We start from the raw sequence: 16960 nt of genomic DNA, 5'->3' as shown, positions 1-16960 counted from the left end.
CCCTTATTCGTCCGCATCCGGAGTGGTCGCCGTTTCTGCGCTGCCATCCGGCTGCGCATCTGACGCGTTGTCATCGGCCGGTGCGGCCTGAGCGGTAGGCGACTCCTCGCTCAGATCCAACTGACGGTTCTGGCGATCCAGCGGAATCACCGCCTGGCCTTCTCGCAACAATTGAGTACCAGCGGTGACAATCCAGTCCTGCGGTTTGAGACCGCGCATCACCGGCACCACCTGTTCCTGATACGGCCCTACTTCCACCGGAGTTTTCTGCAATGTCAGCGTGTCCGGATTGACCACCCACACATAGGTAGCCCCTTCTTCGGCGGTGAGTGCAGATAACGGAATGCTAAGCACCCCGTCATTGTCAGCGCCGCTGACAAAGACCCGGGCTGACTGTCCAAGATCCGCGCCTACGCTGGAATTCTCAAATGCCACACGGGCTTCAAAGGTGCGAGAGAGCGGATCAGCAGCAGGGGACAATTCGCGAATCTTGCCTTCGAAAACCTGACCCGGACGGGACCACAGCTCAATCGCCACGGGCATGCCAATTTTGAAGCTGCTCACGTCCTGTTCTGGCAGGTCGATGCGCACTTCACGATCACCATCCACCGCCAGCACAAATACGGCCTGACCGGGGGACACTACCTGCCCGGCCTCCGCCCTGCGCTGGGCAATGACCCCATCACGGGGCGCCTTTAAGGACGCATAATTCGCCTGATTGCGGGCCACGTTCAGGTTGGCACGGGCCTGGCGCAACTGCGCCACACTGGCATCGGAACGGCTTTCAAAAGAATCGAACTGGGAACGGCTGATAACATTGCGCTCCATCAGCTCGCGGTAACGTTCCAGCTCGCTGCTGGCCAGCTTGTGGTCGGCCTGGGCGGATGCCATCTGGGCTCGGGCCGAATCCAGCTGCAGGCTCACATCGTCGGTGTCCAACTTAGCCAGTACCGTGCCTTCACTGACCCGGTCCCCCACATCGACCAACCGCTGGCTAATCTTGCCGCCAATGCGAAATCCCAGCTCAGGCTCATAGCGGGCACGGACTTCCCCAGGAAACACATCCTGGCTGGCATCCGCCGAGAGAGGCTGGGCCACCAGCGCTGGGCGCGCCGGCGCCTTGTTCTCCGACGTTGCGTCAGAGCACCCCTGCAGTGCCAACACTGCCACCGCCATTCCCGTGGCAATCAGCCCCGACAGCACGACAGAACGAAACATGACCAGCTCCCTCATTGATCCCACCTCATTAACCTGGACACCGCCTGTGCGGATTGTGCCGGTCTTGGCTTGCCGGCATGCTATACTGGCCAGTATAGTAATTTTATTAAACTAAACCGTCCAGTATTGAAATATGACCGACTCTGCTTCCCCAGATCAGCCCAATCCACGCGGACGCCCCAAAGACCCGGCGAAACGCAGTGCCATTCTTGAGGCAGCCAAAACGCTGTTTCTCGGCCAGGGGTTTGCCGGCACCAGCATGGATGCCGTGGCGAAACAGGCTGGCGTCTCCAAACTCACGGTGTATAGCCATTTCAGTGACAAGGAAACGTTATTTTCGTCAGCCATTGAGGCGAAATGTCACAACCTGCTCCCCATGCCGATCTTCGAACTGGAACCGGATCTGCCGATTCGCACCACCCTGACCAAGATTGGTCTGGCCTTTCTGGAACTGATCCATACGCCGGAAGTGATTGAGTTACAGCGGCTGATGAGCAGCCTGGCGACACAGGATCCGGCCATGTCACAGCTTTTTTTCGAAGCCGGCCCACAACGCACCATTACCGCCATGGAAAACCTGGTGCGTAACGGCAACAACACAGGCCGATTGCAGGCGGACAACCCCAAACAGGCGGCGGAGAATTTCTTCAGCCTGCTGCAAGGTTGTGAGCATATGCGTGTGATTATTGGCTGTAACCAGCCGATGACAGCCGATGAAGCGCAGCCCCATGCCGCACAAGTGGTGGATATGTTCCTGCGGGCTTACGGGAAGGAAGGGGAATAAACGGTTTTAGCGGCATGCTAATGCATTGAAGGCAGCGGGGCCTGTGGCCCCGCCCTGAAACGATCAGAAGGATTTTCTGACGCCGATGGAGAAGTGGTCGTAATCCACATCAATGTTGTCACTTCCGACCTTGGCTTCATGGGTTGCATCCACATAGCCCAGCACCAACTCCGGGGCATCCGGAGCAAAGGAGATCGCCACATCCAGGCCCAATAATTCCGGGTCGATGTCCAGGGTTTCGGAGCCAAACGATTCTTTAGCATCCGTATCACCCATGTTGTACCACAGCGATGCAGTCACCATTTCGAAATTCGCTCGAGCACCAACTTCCAGCCCATACCCTTCCCCTGCCGCATTGAGCAACGTCGGTCGACTAAACCCTACCGCACCATATAGATCCAACATCTCTGCTACCGGAAAATGAGCGCCCACACCGATAAAGGTGAGGTCATTTAATGTCGCATTTTCAGCCACACCGAAACCGACATCATCTTCATAGTTCAGCGATATATGCCGTCCCATCACCATGACGTAATCGCCGATTTCGAAACCACCCTGCAGCCCAAAACCCTGCTGAAGATCAAAAGATTCTGACGGAGCACCAGTGCCGCTGATTTCCGAATCACCAGACACGACATAATCAAACTGCACATAGTTAAAAGAAGGCGCATCCGCAAAGGCATGCTGACCCGTTGCCCCTATGAGGGCGGCAAACGCAAGCGTAGCAATTTTCTTGTTCATAACTTTCTCCACCTGTTATATCAAGACGAGCCAACGATGCCTCAAGCCCGACCACTGGCATCCCTGCCTCCAAACCATTGATAGCCCAATTGTAAAAAAACCGCAATATACAATATATTTACCGCACTAATAGGCACAATGGCCTTTCCCCCTCCAACGCTAATTCAATACACGCCACGCAACGGTTTCACCTCTGCCGCACAAAGCAATGCCCTGCCCCGACGCCGCTCACCCAGTTGCCACCAGATCACCCCAAGCCACCGAATCGCATGGCGATTCTCCGCATTGCAGGACAGGGCTTGCTGGGCGATGCGTAAAGCTCGCCCAAGCAAGCACTGACGACGACTCGGGAACCGCTTGGCAGCTCGTACCAGGGTCGCAATATGCCTCAGGTCATCGGCACTCACGGTGAATCACCTTCCTGAGCACTCCCCGCATTTGCCTGCACTTTGGCGGTGGTCTTGCCAGGCACAGCAAAGTCATACCAGTCCAGTTTCCGGGTCACCACCATCACCGCAGCCAAGGCAGCGAACAGCAGCAAAGCGCCCAACAACAGGGCATAGTCTTCAGCCATGAGAATCCCGTAGATCAACCCTTGCACCAGCAGCAGACTCAAGGCAAAAGTCCAGCCGGCCTTGAAGGAACGCATGGCAGCCATCAGGTAGACGCCGATCAAGGCACAGCACGATAACGCGGCCACCAGATAGGCCAGCACAAAGTCGACATGCTCACTGAGTGCCACCAGCAGCAGGTAGAACACGGCCAGCGCCAAGCCCACCAACAGGTATTGCATGGCATGTAACGGGTACCGACGCAGCACTTCAAAAAGAAAAAACGCTGCGAAAGCCAGGCCCACAATCAGGTAACTGTATTTCAGCGCCCGCTCACTGGAGAGCAACCCCGTGACCGGCTGCACCAAACGCACCCGCAATGCCTGACCGCTATCACCGCATGCGGCATCGCCGCGGGCGCAATGAATCACACTGGCCGCCGCCAGGCTGTTGGTGCGCCACTGGCTGGTGAAGCCTTCCTGGGTAATCTCCCGTTCCACCGGCAACACCAACCCTTCGAAGCTGGGGTGCGGCCAGTCCGCCCGTAACGCCATGCGGGTTTCCTTGGCCAGCGGTAAGGCACCCAGCGATTCGGTGCCGTTCAAATTCAGGCGCACCCTGACGGTAAAGGCCCCCGCCAAATCCGCCGGTAATGCGACAGCCACCACATTGCCACCCACACCGTCGGGCAGCTGCTCGGTTTCCACCAACGGCAACGGCACATCGTTAATCAGAATTTGCGGGCGCTCCACCAGCCCGCGCAGATCCTGAATCTGCAATAGCAGCAGTGGCGCCTGTGACGACACCACCTGCTCTGGCTGACTCACTTGCTGCCAGTTAGCCGGAAAGACCGCTTCGATGTGCAATAGGCTTCGGTACACCGGAACGCCATAAATACCGCGATAGCGCATTTCGCTTTGTAGCTCGCCATCAATGCTCAGTATGTCCGGGATCTGGCTATCCAGCACCTGCCGGCGCTCAATGGCGGTACAGGTTTCGCCACTGCGGCAGTCGCGTTTTTCTACCAATTGTTTACGGGTTCGGGGGACCACGATCAACGGCCCACTGATCTGTTGCTCCCCGCTCACCTGACGGGTGATCTGGTGCTTAACGCGCAACGCTTCATTGCTGCGGTCGGCAATTTTTCCCTGAATCATTAACAGCGGCACCACCAACACCAGCATCAGCCCGGCAATGGTGAACATTTTCAATAGCAAGTTGGGTCGCATGGTTTCTCTCCCACAAATGACACCCTCATATAGAAAGGCCAGTGTGAGAAACCGGTTTGAGGGTTTTGTGGGGATTGTGTGGGGGAAAGCAGTGACGAGTGGCGAGAAACGAGTTTCGAAACCCCAGGCCAGTTTTTCCTTCTCGCTTCTCGCTTCTCGCTCTATCGCGCCGTCCGCAACGTCGCCTACGGAACAGGGGTTACTCGGGGAGAACTAGGGTGGCGCGGACACCGTTGCCGGTGTTGTCCAGCGTCAGTGTGCCACCGTGCAGGCTGGCGATTTCGTTAACCATTGCCAGGCCCAGGCCGGAGCTTTTTTCCTGGCCCGGTGCGGGCAGGGAATAGAAACGCTCGGTAACCCGCTCCAAGGCGTAATCGGGAATTACCGGGCCGGTATTGTCCACGGTCAGGGTGGCGCCTTCAGCGTTAACGGTAATGACGGTACCCGGTTGCGCAAAACGCAGGGCGTTATCCAGCAAATTGAACAGGGCCAGCTTGAGTGTTTCCGCTTCCGCCTGCAGCGTGCCGTCATTGACGCTGACCTCAAGGTTTTTTTCTGCCAACAGCGAATAGCGGCTGCGCTGCCACTCCTGGACGAGCACAGCAATCGACACGGCACTCTTGCGAGCCGGCAGGCTTTCCAGTTTTTCCAGCCGCGCCATGGCCAGCAGCCGATCTAACAGGTCACTGAGCCGCTGACTTTCATGAATCACATTGTCGGTAAACCGGTGTAGCGCCGGCTCTTGCACTTCGTCCGCCAGAATTTCACCGGCACCACGAATCGCCGCCAACGGACTTTTCATTTCGTGGGTCAGCAGGGTTACGTTATCTTCCAGCTGCGCCCGCGATTCCAACCGCCGACGCATGGCCGTGACAGCCTCCGCCAGATCTTTAATTTCATCGTGGCCACGAAAACGCGGGGGTGCCGGACGTTCATCATTAGCCACGGCCTCCGCATAACGCCGCAGCCGATTGACCCGCCGGCTGAGCCACCAGGCCAACAGCCCGCCCAGCAACAGGCAAATCATTAACGCTAACCCGCCATAGACCATCAGGTAGCGCTCCGCCCGCTCCACAAACGGCGCAATGGCGCGGCCGGGTTTGCCCAGGCTGATGACACCGATCAAGCTGCCGTTATCGCGAATCGGCGCGGCCACGTACATAACCGAAGTGGCCGGGTCCTGCGGGTCGGTGCGGGTGGTGCGTGCGCCATAGCGCCCCTGCAGTGTCAGGTGCACATCGTTCCAGCGAGAAAAATCTTTTCCTTCATCCCGGCCACGGGAATCGAATAGCACAGTGCCGGTGGGGCCGGTGATATACACATGGGTGTGGATGCGCGTTTTCTTTAACCCCCAGATATCCGCATCCGGGGTGCGCCCTGCGTAACGATTAAGCGCATCGCGCAGGGCCGGAGTAATCACGATCTGTCCGTTATGCGCATCACTGGCAACAATTTCGGCTAACAGATTGGCCGCATCCACCAGGGTTTCTTCCGCTGACTGGCGCACTAACGGTTTAGCCTGGCCAAACACCAAGTCGAGCACGAACCAGCCCACCAGGCCCAGGATCAAAAAATAAAAGACCAGTAAACGCTGACCGAGTTTCATGGGGTGTCCAGCAGGTAACCGATACCGCGCCGGGTAACGATAAGGTGGTCGCCGTTCAGCGGACGCAGTTTGGCGCGCAAGGTCTTGATGTGGGTATCCACGCTGCGCTCAAAACTGTCTTCATCACTGGCGCAGATATCCAGCAGTTGGGCGCGGCTGAATACCTGCCCGGGACGCTGCACCATGGTGGCCAGAATTCGGTATTCCGAGCGCGTCAGAGATAATTCGGTGTGCCGAAAGAAGAGCCGAAAGCCACTGTCATCCACCTGCCACGGCGTTGCTTTATCGGTGTCTACATCAGGTTTCGGCGCCAGACGTTTAAGAATGGCACGAATGCGCGCCACCACTTCACGGGGGCTAAACGGTTTGGTGACGTAATCATCGCCACCCAGTTCCAGACCCAGAATGCGGTCCACTTCATCCTGCCTGGCGGTGAGAAATAACACCGGCAGCTCACTGCGCTGGCGTAACTGCTTGAGCACATCAAAGCCATTCATGTCCGGCAGGCCCACATCCAGCACCACCAGATCCACAGCGCCCCCGGCGACTGCATCCAGCGCCTGCTGACCCAACGTCACGTGGGTCACGGCAAAGTGTTCACGCTCCAACGCGAACATCAGTGGTTCGGCAATACGCGGTTCATCTTCTACGATCAGTACAGCGGGCACTTGAAATATTCCTGTCCAGTAACCATGGCATGATAACCAGACCACGAAGGCGTTCCCATGCCAAGGAGGCGTTTATGTTAGAACTGATCGACAATCTGCCCGGTGATACCGTTGGCGTCAGCGCCCACGGTGAGCTGACCGCCGAGGACTACCGCAAGGTACTGGCTCCCGCCATCGAAGGCGCTTTGAGCCAGCACGACAAGATCAATGTGCTCTACGAAATCGGCCCCACTTTTGAGAATTTCTCCGCCGGGGCCATGCTACAGGATGCACTGGTCGGCCTGCGCCACCCGCTCAGCTGGCACCGCATCGCTATCGTTACCAGCCATGACTGGATCAGCAATACCATCCAACAGGCCAGTGCGCTGATTCCCGGTGAGGTAAAGGTCTTCGAGTGGGCAGAGCAGAAAGATGCGCTAAGCTGGCTGGAAAGTTGAAAGTGTGAAGCGCGACAAACGCTCTGCTTGCTTTCAAACTGAGCTCGCGCTCAGATCATGAGCGCGCCAGTACAGGCTGTCCAGATGCCTTCAGCGATGCCCGCGTTTTAACTTTCAACTTTACACTGTCATCTGATCTCACCCGGCCTGCCGGAGGCTCAGTTTCAGGGCATCCAGAAGATCCCGTCCGCCGCTGTGCAGCTCCCTAATGTCCTTCAGAAAGAAGGTTTTCTTTACTCGCGTCTGCACGACCAACACGCCATAGAGCACGCTGTCGAACTCCAGCGGAATCCCCAGATAACTGCGAAAATGCTCTTCATCGGAGCCGGGCACATAGAAGTAATCCATATGCGCCTGAATATCCCGAGCCGCCACGGCACTGCGAGTACGCGCCACCTTGCCGGTTAACCCTTGGCTGTAAGCCAGGGTCGCCCCCAGGACACGCTGGTTCAGGCCACTAGTGGCCACAATTTCCAGCGTCTGCCGCTGCCCATCAGCCTGATACAGGCTGCAGACCTGCACGTTAAGCTTGTTCCTGACTGCATCCACGCGGGCATGCATGAAATCCGGGGGTAAGGGCATGCGATTACCTATCTGTTCACCGACCTTGAAACCGGCTCGTTAATGTCTATCAATCTATCTTTCAATATCCGTGCCTGTTTCCCCCTAATGCGCTCAGACAGACACTGGGCACATGCTTTACACTGTACGCGTTACCCCTGTCGTGGAGCCCTGCGTTGGCCAAAAAAGCAAAAACCGAGGCCGAGATCGCGCTTTTTCGTGAATCCGTGTGCGAGGCAGCCACGCGCTTGTTCATTGAACGCGGGCCCCAGAACGTAACCATGCGGCAGATCGCCAGTGAAGTGGGGGTCAGCCCCATGACCCCATACCGCTATTTCAGCGACAAGGATGACATCTTGGCCACGGTGCGCGCCGCCGCCTTCAACCGCTTTGCCACCGCGCTGGAAACCGCCGTCACCAATGCCCCCGACGCCCGCAGTAAAGGCCGCGCCGTAGGCGATGCCTACGTGGGGTTTGCCAAGACCCACCCCGCTGCCTACCAACTGATTTTCTCCTTTTCCCAGCCTGACGAAGACCGCTATCCGGAGCTGCAGGCTGCCAACGGCCGTGCCCAGGAAACCATGGTGGGCTATGTCCGCGACATGATTGAGGCAGGCCTGCTCAAGGGCGATGCCCAACTGATCGGCTATATGTTCTGGGCCACCCTGCACGGCATTGTGGTGCTGGAATTGGCCAGCGGCCTGCGTGGCATGAACGGCGATACTCTGCGCGAGAAGATCATGCGCACCCTCTATGCCGGCATGCAGGTAACCCCCCCCACACTGGATTCCTGACCGTTTCGCTCACTCTCGACACCGGTAGGCTTGACTCCATAAATATACAGTGTAAATTTTACTTCGTATATTTATGGATGCCGAGCCCCGCCCGACATCCCGGCCCACGCCCCTCTATAGCCCGGGGCCCCGTATAAGGATGCTGACATGTCTCTGCCCATTGAAATTCGCTCCCGGCTGCGCCTGCCGGTGATGTGCTCACCGTTGTTTATTATTTCCAATCCCGATCTGGTAATCGCCCAATGCAAGGCTGGCGCCATCGGCTCTTTCCCGTCGTTGAATGCCCGCCCGCTCTCCCAGCTGGATGAATGGCTACACCGCATTACCGAAGAGCTGGCCGCCTGGGACCGGGATCACCCGGACCAACCTGCCGCCCCGTTCGCAGTCAATCAGATCGTGCATCGCTCCAACGACCGTTTGGAAAAAGACCTGGAGCTGTGTGAGAAGTACAAGGTCCCCATGGTGATTACCTCCCTGGGCGCCCGCGAAGATTTGAACCAGGCGGTTCACGGCTGGGGCGGCATGGTGATGCATGACGTAATTAATAACCGCTTTGCCCATAAAGCCATCGAGAAAGGCGCCGATGGTCTCATCGCCGTAGCCGCCGGGGCCGGCGGGCATGCCGGGCAGCTTTCCCCGTTCGCCCTGATGCAGGAAATCCGCAGCTGGTTCGACGGCCCGCTGGCCCTGTCCGGTTCTATTGCCAGCGGCCCCTCTGTATTGGCCGCTGAAGCCATGGGCGCGGATCTGGCCTACATCGGCTCCCTGTTCATTGCCACCCAGGAAGCCAATGCCGACGAGGCCTACAAACAGATGATCGTGGACAGCAACGCCTCCGATATCGTCTACAGCAACCTGTTCACCGGGGTGCACGGCAACTACCTGGCGCCATCCATCATTAATGCTGGCATGGATCCGGCTAACCTGCCGGAAAGTGACCCGTCAAAAATGAACTTCGGTTCCGGCGGCGGCAGCGACAAGAAAGCCTGGAAAGATATCTGGGGTTGCGGCCAGGGTATCGGCGCGGTGGAAGCGGTGCAGAGCGCAGGCGATGCCATTGCCAAGCTCAGCGAAGAATACCAGCAGGCCCGACGCGCATTGAATGCAGCCTGAACCAACATCACAGAGAAAGGAGAGTCACTATGGCGAATATTGATGGCTGGCATGCTGTTGTCAAAAGTCAGGACCGTCAGGCGCTCAGCGACCTTATTGCGGACCAGGCGGTATTCCATTCACCCCTTGTGCACACACCACAGGTTGGCAAGCCGATCACCACCGCTTACCTGACCGCCGCCATGCAGGTGTTGGCTAACGACAGCTTTCGTTACGTGCGGGAAATCAACGAAGGACCGCATTCAGTGCTCGAATTTTCCCTGGAGTTGGACGGCATCGCTGTCAATGGCGTGGACATGATCGAATGGGATGCGGACGGAAAAATCGTCGACTTCAAAGTAATGATTCGGCCCTACAAAGCCATTGAAGTGGTACGCACCAATATGGCGGCCATGCTGGAAAAGCTGAAGTAAGAAGACACATGTCGCGGCGCCGGCGCCGCGACATTTTCTCTGCAAAACCCTCACGGCTGCACACCCGCGTTCAGGCGCCAACCATATAGGGCCGGAAAGCTTCGGTGGCGGCAGCCACCGTCACTGCCACAAACACTCCGCTGAACATGATGCCGACGATGGCCACCAGAATTGCCACAAACTTGGTGCTTTTGCGAGACGGGCGCAGGTCGCCGTAGCCCACCGTCAACGCCGTAATCATGGACCAGTAAAAGGCATCAAACCGGCTCCAGCCTTCACGGCGCCCCACCCACTGCCCCATCCCGACAATCACAAGCAGAAACCCGGCCAAGAAAGGCGCCACCAGTACCATCGCCTTTATGAACAGGCCCAGAAATGCGAAGGCAAACTCCATGGCCACCATGCCTACAGGCTAAACAACACCCGGCAGAACCAGGTTTTCAGGTACGCAGTTTCAGGAATCGCCGGATGCACAGGATGGTCCGGGCCCTGCCCTTCGTAACCCACCACCTGAATGCTGCGATCGATATGCCGGGCGCTGCTATGCACCACGTCCAGCAAACGGTCTGCGGGCATGTGCATGGAGCAGGATGCCGATACCAGATAGCCCCCAGGCTTTACCAGCCGCATGGCCAGCTCGTTGATGGCGTGGTAACCGGCCAGGCCGTTCTTGAAATCTTTCTTGCGCTTGATGAATGCAGGCGGATCCAGCACCACCAAGTCGTACTTTTCACCGTCGGCAATCAATTGCTTCATGGCCGCAAACGCATCGCCCTGAATGCTGCCTACCTTGTCGGCAACGCCATTCAGCTCCGCATTGCGATGCACATAGTCCGTGGCGATTTCTGAACCGTCCACGCAAGTGACCGATTCCGCCCCGGCCAGCGCCGCCTGCACACCCCAGCCACCGCAATAACTGAACACATCCAGTACTCGCGCCCCTTTGGCCAACGCCTGCATTTTCTGGCGGGCGGCACGGTGATCGTAGAACCACCCGGTCTTTTGCCCTTCGGCCAACGGCGCCACAAATTTCGCCCCGTTTTCGGTGAGGCTGACTTCGCCCAACAGCTCGCCTTTCAGCGCCTTGGTATAACGCTCCAGGCCTTCAATTTCACGGGCGGCCGCTTCGTTCTTGGCAATAATGTGGGTGGGTTCCAGCACCGCGTCCAGGGCGCTGACAATCACATCCAGGTGGGCCTCCATGGCACCGGACCCGGTCTGCACCACCAGCACATCGTGGAAGCGATCCACTACCAGGCCGGGCAGGCCGTCGGCTTCGCCGTAGATCAGGCGATAGCAGGCATCATCGAACAACTGCTCACGCAGTGTCAGCGCCTGCTCGATACGTTTCTTGAAGAAGCTGCGTGACAGCGCTTGTTTCACATCACGACTGTACAGGCGGGCGGCAATCAGCGAATGGGGGCTGAGCAGAGCACGCCCCAGCGGTTTGCCGCGGCTGTCTTCCACTACACAGGTACCGGCAGACAAGTCCTTGAGTGGGGTATGGCGGGTATCAATTTCGTTGGCGTAAACCCACAGATGGCCCGCCTTGAGGCGGCGTTCTTCATTTTTGCGCAGGCGAATAACGGTCGGTTCGGTCATGGTGCATACATCAGCTGGCGGGAAAGGGCGCATGATAACACAGGGCGCAACACGCAAGCCCAAGACGCTGCGCGCAACACGGGTAAGTCCATCGCGGCAGCACCCATCGGGCATAGCAAACCACCTCTCCCACAGAACAGGGCAAGCCGGTTTTTCCGCACAACAAAAAAGCCCCGACCAACTGGCCGGGGCTTTTCATGTTACGTGACGCGTATTGCTTGTTGCGCCTCTTATTAACCCTTCACAAACTCAGGGTAGGCTTCCATACCGCAGTCTGCGATATCCATGCCTTCGTACTCTTCTTCTTCGCTGACGCGGATACCCATGACCACTTTCAGGATACCCCACACCACCAGGCTTGCGACGAACACCCAAGTGAAGATAGTCAGTGCGCCGATCAGCTGGCCAGAGAAGCTTGCACCACCGTCATCGGTCAGCGGGTTGGTGATCGGCACCAGCATCAGGCCAAGGAAACCAACAACACCGTGTACGGAGATCGCACCCACCGGATCATCGATCTTCAGCTTGTCCAGAGTCAGGATGCTGAATACCACCAGTACACCACCCAGGGCGCCAAACAGGCTTGCCTGCAGGGCAGTCGGGGTAGAGGGCTCAGCAGTGATCGCCACCAGGCCAGCCAGCGCGCCGTTAAGCAGCATGGTCAGGTCGGCTTTGCCGAACAGGATGCGACCAACGATCAGGGCAGCAATGGCACCACCGGCAGCAGCAGCGTTAGTGTTCATGAACACAACCGCAACCGCGTTGGAGTCACCGACACTGGACGTTGCCAGCACAGAGCCACCGTTAAAGCCGAACCAGCCCAACCACAGGATAAAGGTACCCAGTGCCGCCAGCGGCAGGTTAGAACCCGGGATGGCGTGTACTTCACCATTCGGGCCGTATTTCCCTTTACGTGCGCCCAGCAGCAGTACACCGGCCAGGGCAGCAGCTGCACCCGCCATGTGAACGATGCCGGAACCCGCGAAGTCAGAGAAACCCAGATCGCCCAGGTTATACAGGCCAAACACATCAGCACCGCCCCAGGTCCAGGACCCTTCAAGCGGATAGATAATGCCTGTCATCACGACGGCAAAAGCCAGGAATGCCCACAACTTCATCCGTTCTGCCACGGCACCGGATACGATGGACATGGCGGTTGCAACAAACACAACCTGGAAGAAGAAGTCCGCAGACGGCGCGTAGGTGGCCGCTTCTTCTGCACCGGCAACCCCGTCGCCCACAATCCCGGACAGGAAGATGGCGCCGTCATACATGATCGCGTAACCGCAAACCATGTACATGATGCTGGCGATGGCGAACAAAGCCACGTTTTTGGTGAGAATTTCCGTGGTGTTCTTGGCGCGTACCAAGCCGGCTTCGAGCATGGCAAAACCTGCTGCCATCCACATCACCAACGCACCACAGATCAGGAAATAAAACGTATCAAGCGCGTATTTCAATTCAAAAATTTGGTTTTCCACAATGCAACCCTCCGGAAATGGAAGCGTGTTCTTTTAAAGCCCTGGCATGGGTCAATTCAAAACACGGTAAAACTAAATCGCGTCTTCGCCGGTTTCACCGGTACGGATACGAATCGCTTGCTCAAGGGAGGTAACGAAGATTTTGCCGTCACCAATTTTGCCGGTATTAGCGGCTTTCGCGATGGCTTCAATCACTTGGTCCAGGGTGGACTCGGCGATGGCCACTTCGATTTTTACCTTGGGCAGGAAATCCACCACGTACTCGGCACCCCGGTACAGCTCGGTGTGACCTTTCTGACGTCCAAAGCCTTTCACTTCGGTAACAGTGATGCCCTGCACGCCAATCTCGGAGAGTGCTTCACGCACGTCATCCAGTTTGAACGGCTTAATTACGGCAGTAACCAATTTCATTTCTTTCTCCTCAGCTTTCACCGCGTCCGGTGACGTCCGTTTCTCTTCGAGCCCCGTTATGGTTCCCGATCCACAGCTTGCGCGAACGCTCTGACCCAAATAGTGCACGACCCATGCCAGTTTTAAAAAATCATGCTTTTTCAGGGGCTTACATCATCGCCTGGACTCAACATCCAGACCGAGCGCGCCATTATAGCGCACCACAATGGGGCGGGATCCAAGTTGGTGCAAGATCGCTGCCCAGCACCACCCGGTGCCTCGCCCCCGCACACCGTGCTACCATCCGCGCATCATTACAAGGACGCCGTTGTCATGCCCGATCAGCCCTTTATCGACCGCCTCATGGCCGACATCAGCCGCCGCCTGCCCACTGACCTAGGCGGCCTGCGCAGCGAAGTGGAACGCAACGTGCGCAGCGTGCTGGCCGAAACCGTCAGCCGTCTGGATCTGATTACCCGGGAAGAATTCGATATCCAGCAACAAGTACTGATGCGCACCCGGGAAAAACTGGAAGCGCTGGAGAAACAGGTGGCCGAGCTGGAGAAGACGCCGGACGCTTGACCCCTTTTACGCCGCTCACCGCCACTGTGGGGGCCTGCCTGCAAGCGATGGTTACGCCCGGAGAATCGCTTGCAGGCAAGCTCCCACAGCCCCCTCACCGCTCGCCCACGCCCTTTTCCTACGTCCACTATCCGCCCCGACCTACAGGCACTCACACCCCCAGCTCGTACACTGCCTCACAAGCCATTGAATCTGTGAGGAATCGTGACGCATGCGCTGCTGTACAGCCGAGCCCCGATAGGGATTGAAGCCCGCACCGTGCGGGTGGAAACCCACCTGGCACCAGGCTTACCTGCATTCACTATCGTCGGATTAGGCGATACCGCCGTGCGCGAGAGCCGCGACCGGGTCCGCTCGGCGCTGGTGAACAGTGGCTTCGATTTTCCCCAACGACGCATCACCGTGAGCCTGGCACCTGCAGACCTGCCCAAGGACGGTGGCCGTTTCGATCTACCCATCGCGCTGGGGATTTTATTGGCTAGCGGCCAGTTGGGACGCATCGACACCGAGCAATACGAATTCATCGGCGAGCTGGCATTAAACGGTACGTTAAGCCCGGTCCCCGCCATGCTACCCTGCGCATTGGCCTGCCAGCCCACTGGCCGCACGTTGATTGTGCCCCGCGACAACGCCGACGAAGCCGCCCTCGCTGGGGCCGGCACCATTGCCGCCGACCAACTGGCTCAAGTGGCCGCACACTTGGCCGGGCAAACGCCGCTGCCACTACACGAATGCAACGCCCCACAAGCCGGTCAGTATCAAGGCGGTTGCCTGTCAGAAATCCGCGGTCAGGCCCATGCCAAACGGGTATTGGAAATCGCCGCCGCCGGGGGGCACTCTCTGCTTCTTTCCGGGCCGCCTGGCGCCGGCAAGAGCATGCTGGCCTCCCGCTTGCCCGGATTAGTACCACCACTGCATCCGACCCAGGCCTTGGAAGTCGCGGCGATTTACTCCCTACGCCAAGCGCGCGATCACACCCTGTTTCATCAACGCCCCTACCGGGCGCCACACCACACCGCCTCAGCCACGGCCCTAGTGGGTGGCGGCAGCTACCCCCGGCCTGGGGAAATTTCCCTGGCCCACCACGGCATTCTGTTTCTGGATGAATTACCGGAATTCGACCGGCGCGTGCTGGAGGTATTGCGTGAACCACTGGAAACCGGCGAGGTGAGCATCGCCCGCGCTGCGCAGCAGCTGACCTTTCCGGCACGCTTTCAACTAATCGCGGCCATGAACCCCTGCCCCTGCGGCTATTTAGGTGACCCGGAGAAAAGCTGCGGATATCGCTGCGAAAAAGCCAAACGCTATCAGAGCAAGCTCTCCGGCCCATTACTGGATCGTATTGATCTGCATATGGACGTACCGGCGGTGGACGCCAATGAACTACTCGGAGACAAACAGGGAGAAACCAGCCACACAGTACGCCAACGGGTAAAAGACGCCTGGCGCCGGCAATGGCTACGGCAAAAACAACTGAACAGGGAACTGAGCACCGATCAACTAGAGCCCTTGCTGCGCCCCCACCGGGACTGGCTCGCCAGCGTCATGAACCGGCTGGGGCTATCTGCCCGGGCCCTGCACCGCAGCACCCGGGTGGCCCGCACCATCGCCGATTTGCATGGCAGCGAAGAGGTGGAGCGCGACCACCTTCGCGAAGCCTTGAGCTACCGCCAGACGATGAACGAATAGACCGACTTCACCATCAGCCTACAATCTATTCAACATGATCAGTGGCTCGAGACAAGCCTCGGAGTAATAGTCAAACCATACAACAGAAGGCTTGGTTTTTTTTGTTATTACGCCATCTTTTAAATAATCATTAATCTTTCCCGGAAAAGCATTGTTGGCTTTTTCTGCCAAAACATGTATGCACTCACCGAAAGCCCAGTCAGTTCTTGTCAGCGTCCAAGATAAGCCAGAGAAGACCCCGTCCCCCGCTTCATAACAGGTAGGATACTTCTCCAACATCTTACGTTCAGCCTCTTCCATAACCTCCAGACTACTTGTATCGGCGTACTGATAAAATGACTTCACGTTTATCGAATCCGAATAAGACACACATGAATTCATTTTTCTTATATAATGATATTTTGGCGTCTGAATGGAGAGAAAACCTGATGCCACGTCTGGCCTAAAGCTTTCATCCTGAATAGTAACAAAAACTCTTCGCCCTGAATTTACAACATCATCTAACTTTAAAGTCCCTACATTTACATCAGAATTATCCGAAACATAAACATCCCCACCCAAAACGCTGCTGATATCGATTTTCAAATCTTCGATATCATTAACAGAAAACGGCGACAGAACAGTATTGTCGAACTTTATATTAGTTACCGGCATTTCTGTATATCCCAATTTATAGCAGTGGGAAAATTGAAGAAAAACCACTTCTTTTTCATTTCCTTTCCGGTTTATAAATTCAAGAACCGAACTCAGCGCTGACGACAGCGACTCCCCGCACGCACCTAGCGCTGGGTCATAGTTAAAGTGCGCAAGGTACTTACTCTTCCCTTCCCTGCTTAGCCACATAAAGGGACGAAGATCAAAAACCCTTACACCTGACCCAAGCTGCTCACCTATCGTTTTACTTTGCGTTTTTGTATTACATTCATTAGCTACCAAAGAATGTAAACTCTTATTAACTGCACTCATCCCTGAATCATGTGACGCAGGCCAACATATTCCATTAATCGGCTTATTCTTGATGCTCTCATAAATATCAGACATCCAGTGCTCTGGTGAATAATCCATATTCGTTCTTCTCCATGCATTTATTATTTATTGATT

At 57.0% G+C, this 16960-nt stretch carries 19 protein-coding genes; 7 read left to right on the top strand and 12 right to left on the bottom strand.

The window, feature by feature from the left end:
* Positions 1-3: 3 nt before the first annotated feature.
* On the bottom strand, positions 4-1218 hold the full coding sequence (locus ABNH18_RS11040) for an efflux RND transporter periplasmic adaptor subunit (protein ID WP_349382860.1): 1215 nt from the start codon (positions 1216-1218) through the stop codon (positions 4-6).
* Positions 1219-1351: 133 nt separating this feature from the next.
* On the opposite strand from ABNH18_RS11040, the gene ABNH18_RS11035 reads away from it, so the two are divergent.
* The gene (locus ABNH18_RS11035; RefSeq protein ID WP_349382859.1) at positions 1352-2002 is read left to right on the top strand and encodes a TetR/AcrR family transcriptional regulator; all 651 of its coding nucleotides are present in this window, start codon (positions 1352-1354) and stop codon (positions 2000-2002) included.
* A 63-nt stretch (positions 2003-2065) separates the two neighbouring features.
* Here the strand turns inward: ABNH18_RS11035 and ABNH18_RS11030 are convergent, their stop codons facing one another.
* From ABNH18_RS11030 to creB, 5 genes are all read right to left on the bottom strand, one after another.
* The gene (locus tag ABNH18_RS11030) at positions 2066-2743 is read right to left on the bottom strand and encodes a putative outer membrane beta-barrel protein (protein WP_349382858.1); all 678 of its coding nucleotides are present in this window, start codon (positions 2741-2743) and stop codon (positions 2066-2068) included.
* Between the two features lie 164 nt (positions 2744-2907).
* On the bottom strand, positions 2908-3150 hold the full coding sequence (locus tag ABNH18_RS11025; RefSeq protein WP_349382857.1) for a hypothetical protein: 243 nt from the start codon (positions 3148-3150) through the stop codon (positions 2908-2910).
* A complete protein-coding gene (gene creD, locus ABNH18_RS11020; protein ID WP_349382856.1) occupies positions 3147-4523 on the bottom strand; it encodes a cell envelope integrity protein CreD in 1377 nt (458 codons plus the stop codon). The genes ABNH18_RS11025 and creD overlap by 4 nt, the downstream gene beginning before the upstream one ends.
* A gap of 199 nt (positions 4524-4722) precedes the next feature.
* Positions 4723-6129, bottom strand: a complete 1407-nt coding sequence (creC, locus tag ABNH18_RS11015; RefSeq protein WP_349382855.1) for a two-component system sensor histidine kinase CreC — start codon at positions 6127-6129, stop codon at positions 4723-4725.
* Positions 6126-6797 carry a two-component system response regulator CreB gene (gene creB, locus ABNH18_RS11010; protein WP_349382854.1) on the bottom strand — a complete coding sequence of 224 codons (672 nt, stop codon included), beginning with the start codon at positions 6795-6797 and terminating at the stop codon, positions 6126-6128. The genes creC and creB overlap by 4 nt, the downstream gene beginning before the upstream one ends.
* Positions 6798-6871: 74 nt before the next feature.
* Between creB and ABNH18_RS11005 the strand changes: the two genes are divergently transcribed.
* Entirely contained in the window at positions 6872-7234 is a 363-nt protein-coding gene (locus tag ABNH18_RS11005) for a SpoIIAA family protein (RefSeq protein ID WP_349382853.1), read from the top strand.
* 138 nt (positions 7235-7372) lie between these two features.
* Here the strand turns inward: ABNH18_RS11005 and ABNH18_RS11000 are convergent, their stop codons facing one another.
* Positions 7373-7816: a GAF domain-containing protein gene (locus tag ABNH18_RS11000; protein ID WP_349382852.1), complete on the bottom strand. Its 444-nt coding sequence runs from the start codon at positions 7814-7816 to the stop codon at positions 7373-7375.
* A 155-nt stretch (positions 7817-7971) separates the two neighbouring features.
* Between ABNH18_RS11000 and ABNH18_RS10995 the strand changes: the two genes are divergently transcribed.
* The 3 genes from ABNH18_RS10995 (at position 7972) to ABNH18_RS10985 (ending at position 10115) form a co-directional block, all read left to right on the top strand.
* Positions 7972-8589, top strand: a complete 618-nt coding sequence (locus tag ABNH18_RS10995) for a TetR/AcrR family transcriptional regulator (RefSeq protein ID WP_349382851.1) — start codon at positions 7972-7974, stop codon at positions 8587-8589.
* Between the two features lie 147 nt (positions 8590-8736).
* A complete protein-coding gene (locus tag ABNH18_RS10990) occupies positions 8737-9702 on the top strand; it encodes an NAD(P)H-dependent flavin oxidoreductase (RefSeq protein WP_349382850.1) in 966 nt (321 codons plus the stop codon).
* 29 nt (positions 9703-9731) lie between these two features.
* Positions 9732-10115 (top strand): nuclear transport factor 2 family protein, encoded by a 384-nt coding sequence (locus ABNH18_RS10985; RefSeq protein WP_349382849.1) that lies wholly within the window; start codon positions 9732-9734, stop codon positions 10113-10115.
* A 70-nt stretch (positions 10116-10185) separates the two neighbouring features.
* On the opposite strand, the gene ABNH18_RS10980 is transcribed toward ABNH18_RS10985, so the two are convergent.
* The 4 genes from ABNH18_RS10980 to glnK form a co-directional block, all read right to left on the bottom strand.
* A complete protein-coding gene (locus ABNH18_RS10980; protein WP_349382848.1) occupies positions 10186-10509 on the bottom strand; it encodes a potassium channel family protein in 324 nt (107 codons plus the stop codon).
* Between the two features lie 11 nt (positions 10510-10520).
* Positions 10521-11717, bottom strand: a complete 1197-nt coding sequence (locus ABNH18_RS10975; protein WP_349382847.1) for a class I SAM-dependent rRNA methyltransferase — start codon at positions 11715-11717, stop codon at positions 10521-10523.
* A gap of 233 nt (positions 11718-11950) precedes the next feature.
* Complete coding sequence (locus tag ABNH18_RS10970) at positions 11951-13198, bottom strand: ammonium transporter AmtB (protein WP_349382846.1); 1248 nt, start codon at positions 13196-13198, stop codon at positions 11951-11953.
* Between the two features lie 72 nt (positions 13199-13270).
* Positions 13271-13609 carry a P-II family nitrogen regulator gene (gene glnK, locus ABNH18_RS10965; RefSeq protein WP_349382845.1) on the bottom strand — a complete coding sequence of 113 codons (339 nt, stop codon included), beginning with the start codon at positions 13607-13609 and terminating at the stop codon, positions 13271-13273.
* Between the two features lie 312 nt (positions 13610-13921).
* Between glnK and ABNH18_RS10960 the strand changes: the two genes are divergently transcribed.
* The gene (locus tag ABNH18_RS10960; protein WP_349382844.1) at positions 13922-14170 is read left to right on the top strand and encodes an accessory factor UbiK family protein; all 249 of its coding nucleotides are present in this window, start codon (positions 13922-13924) and stop codon (positions 14168-14170) included.
* A 204-nt stretch (positions 14171-14374) separates the two neighbouring features.
* The gene (locus ABNH18_RS10955; protein ID WP_349382843.1) at positions 14375-15859 is read left to right on the top strand and encodes a YifB family Mg chelatase-like AAA ATPase; all 1485 of its coding nucleotides are present in this window, start codon (positions 14375-14377) and stop codon (positions 15857-15859) included.
* Positions 15860-15877: 18 nt separating this feature from the next.
* On the opposite strand, the gene ABNH18_RS10950 is transcribed toward ABNH18_RS10955, so the two are convergent.
* Entirely contained in the window at positions 15878-16924 is a 1047-nt protein-coding gene (locus ABNH18_RS10950) for a PI-PLC domain-containing protein (protein WP_349382842.1), read from the bottom strand.
* Positions 16925-16960: the final 36 nt, after the last annotated feature.

It is taken from the genome of Alcanivorax sp., assembly GCF_040118815.1.
GTDB lineage: Bacteria > Pseudomonadota > Gammaproteobacteria > Pseudomonadales > Alcanivoracaceae > Alcanivorax.
The sequence above is the reverse complement of the archived record's forward strand: the minus strand, read 5'-3'. Positions and strand labels throughout refer to the sequence as shown.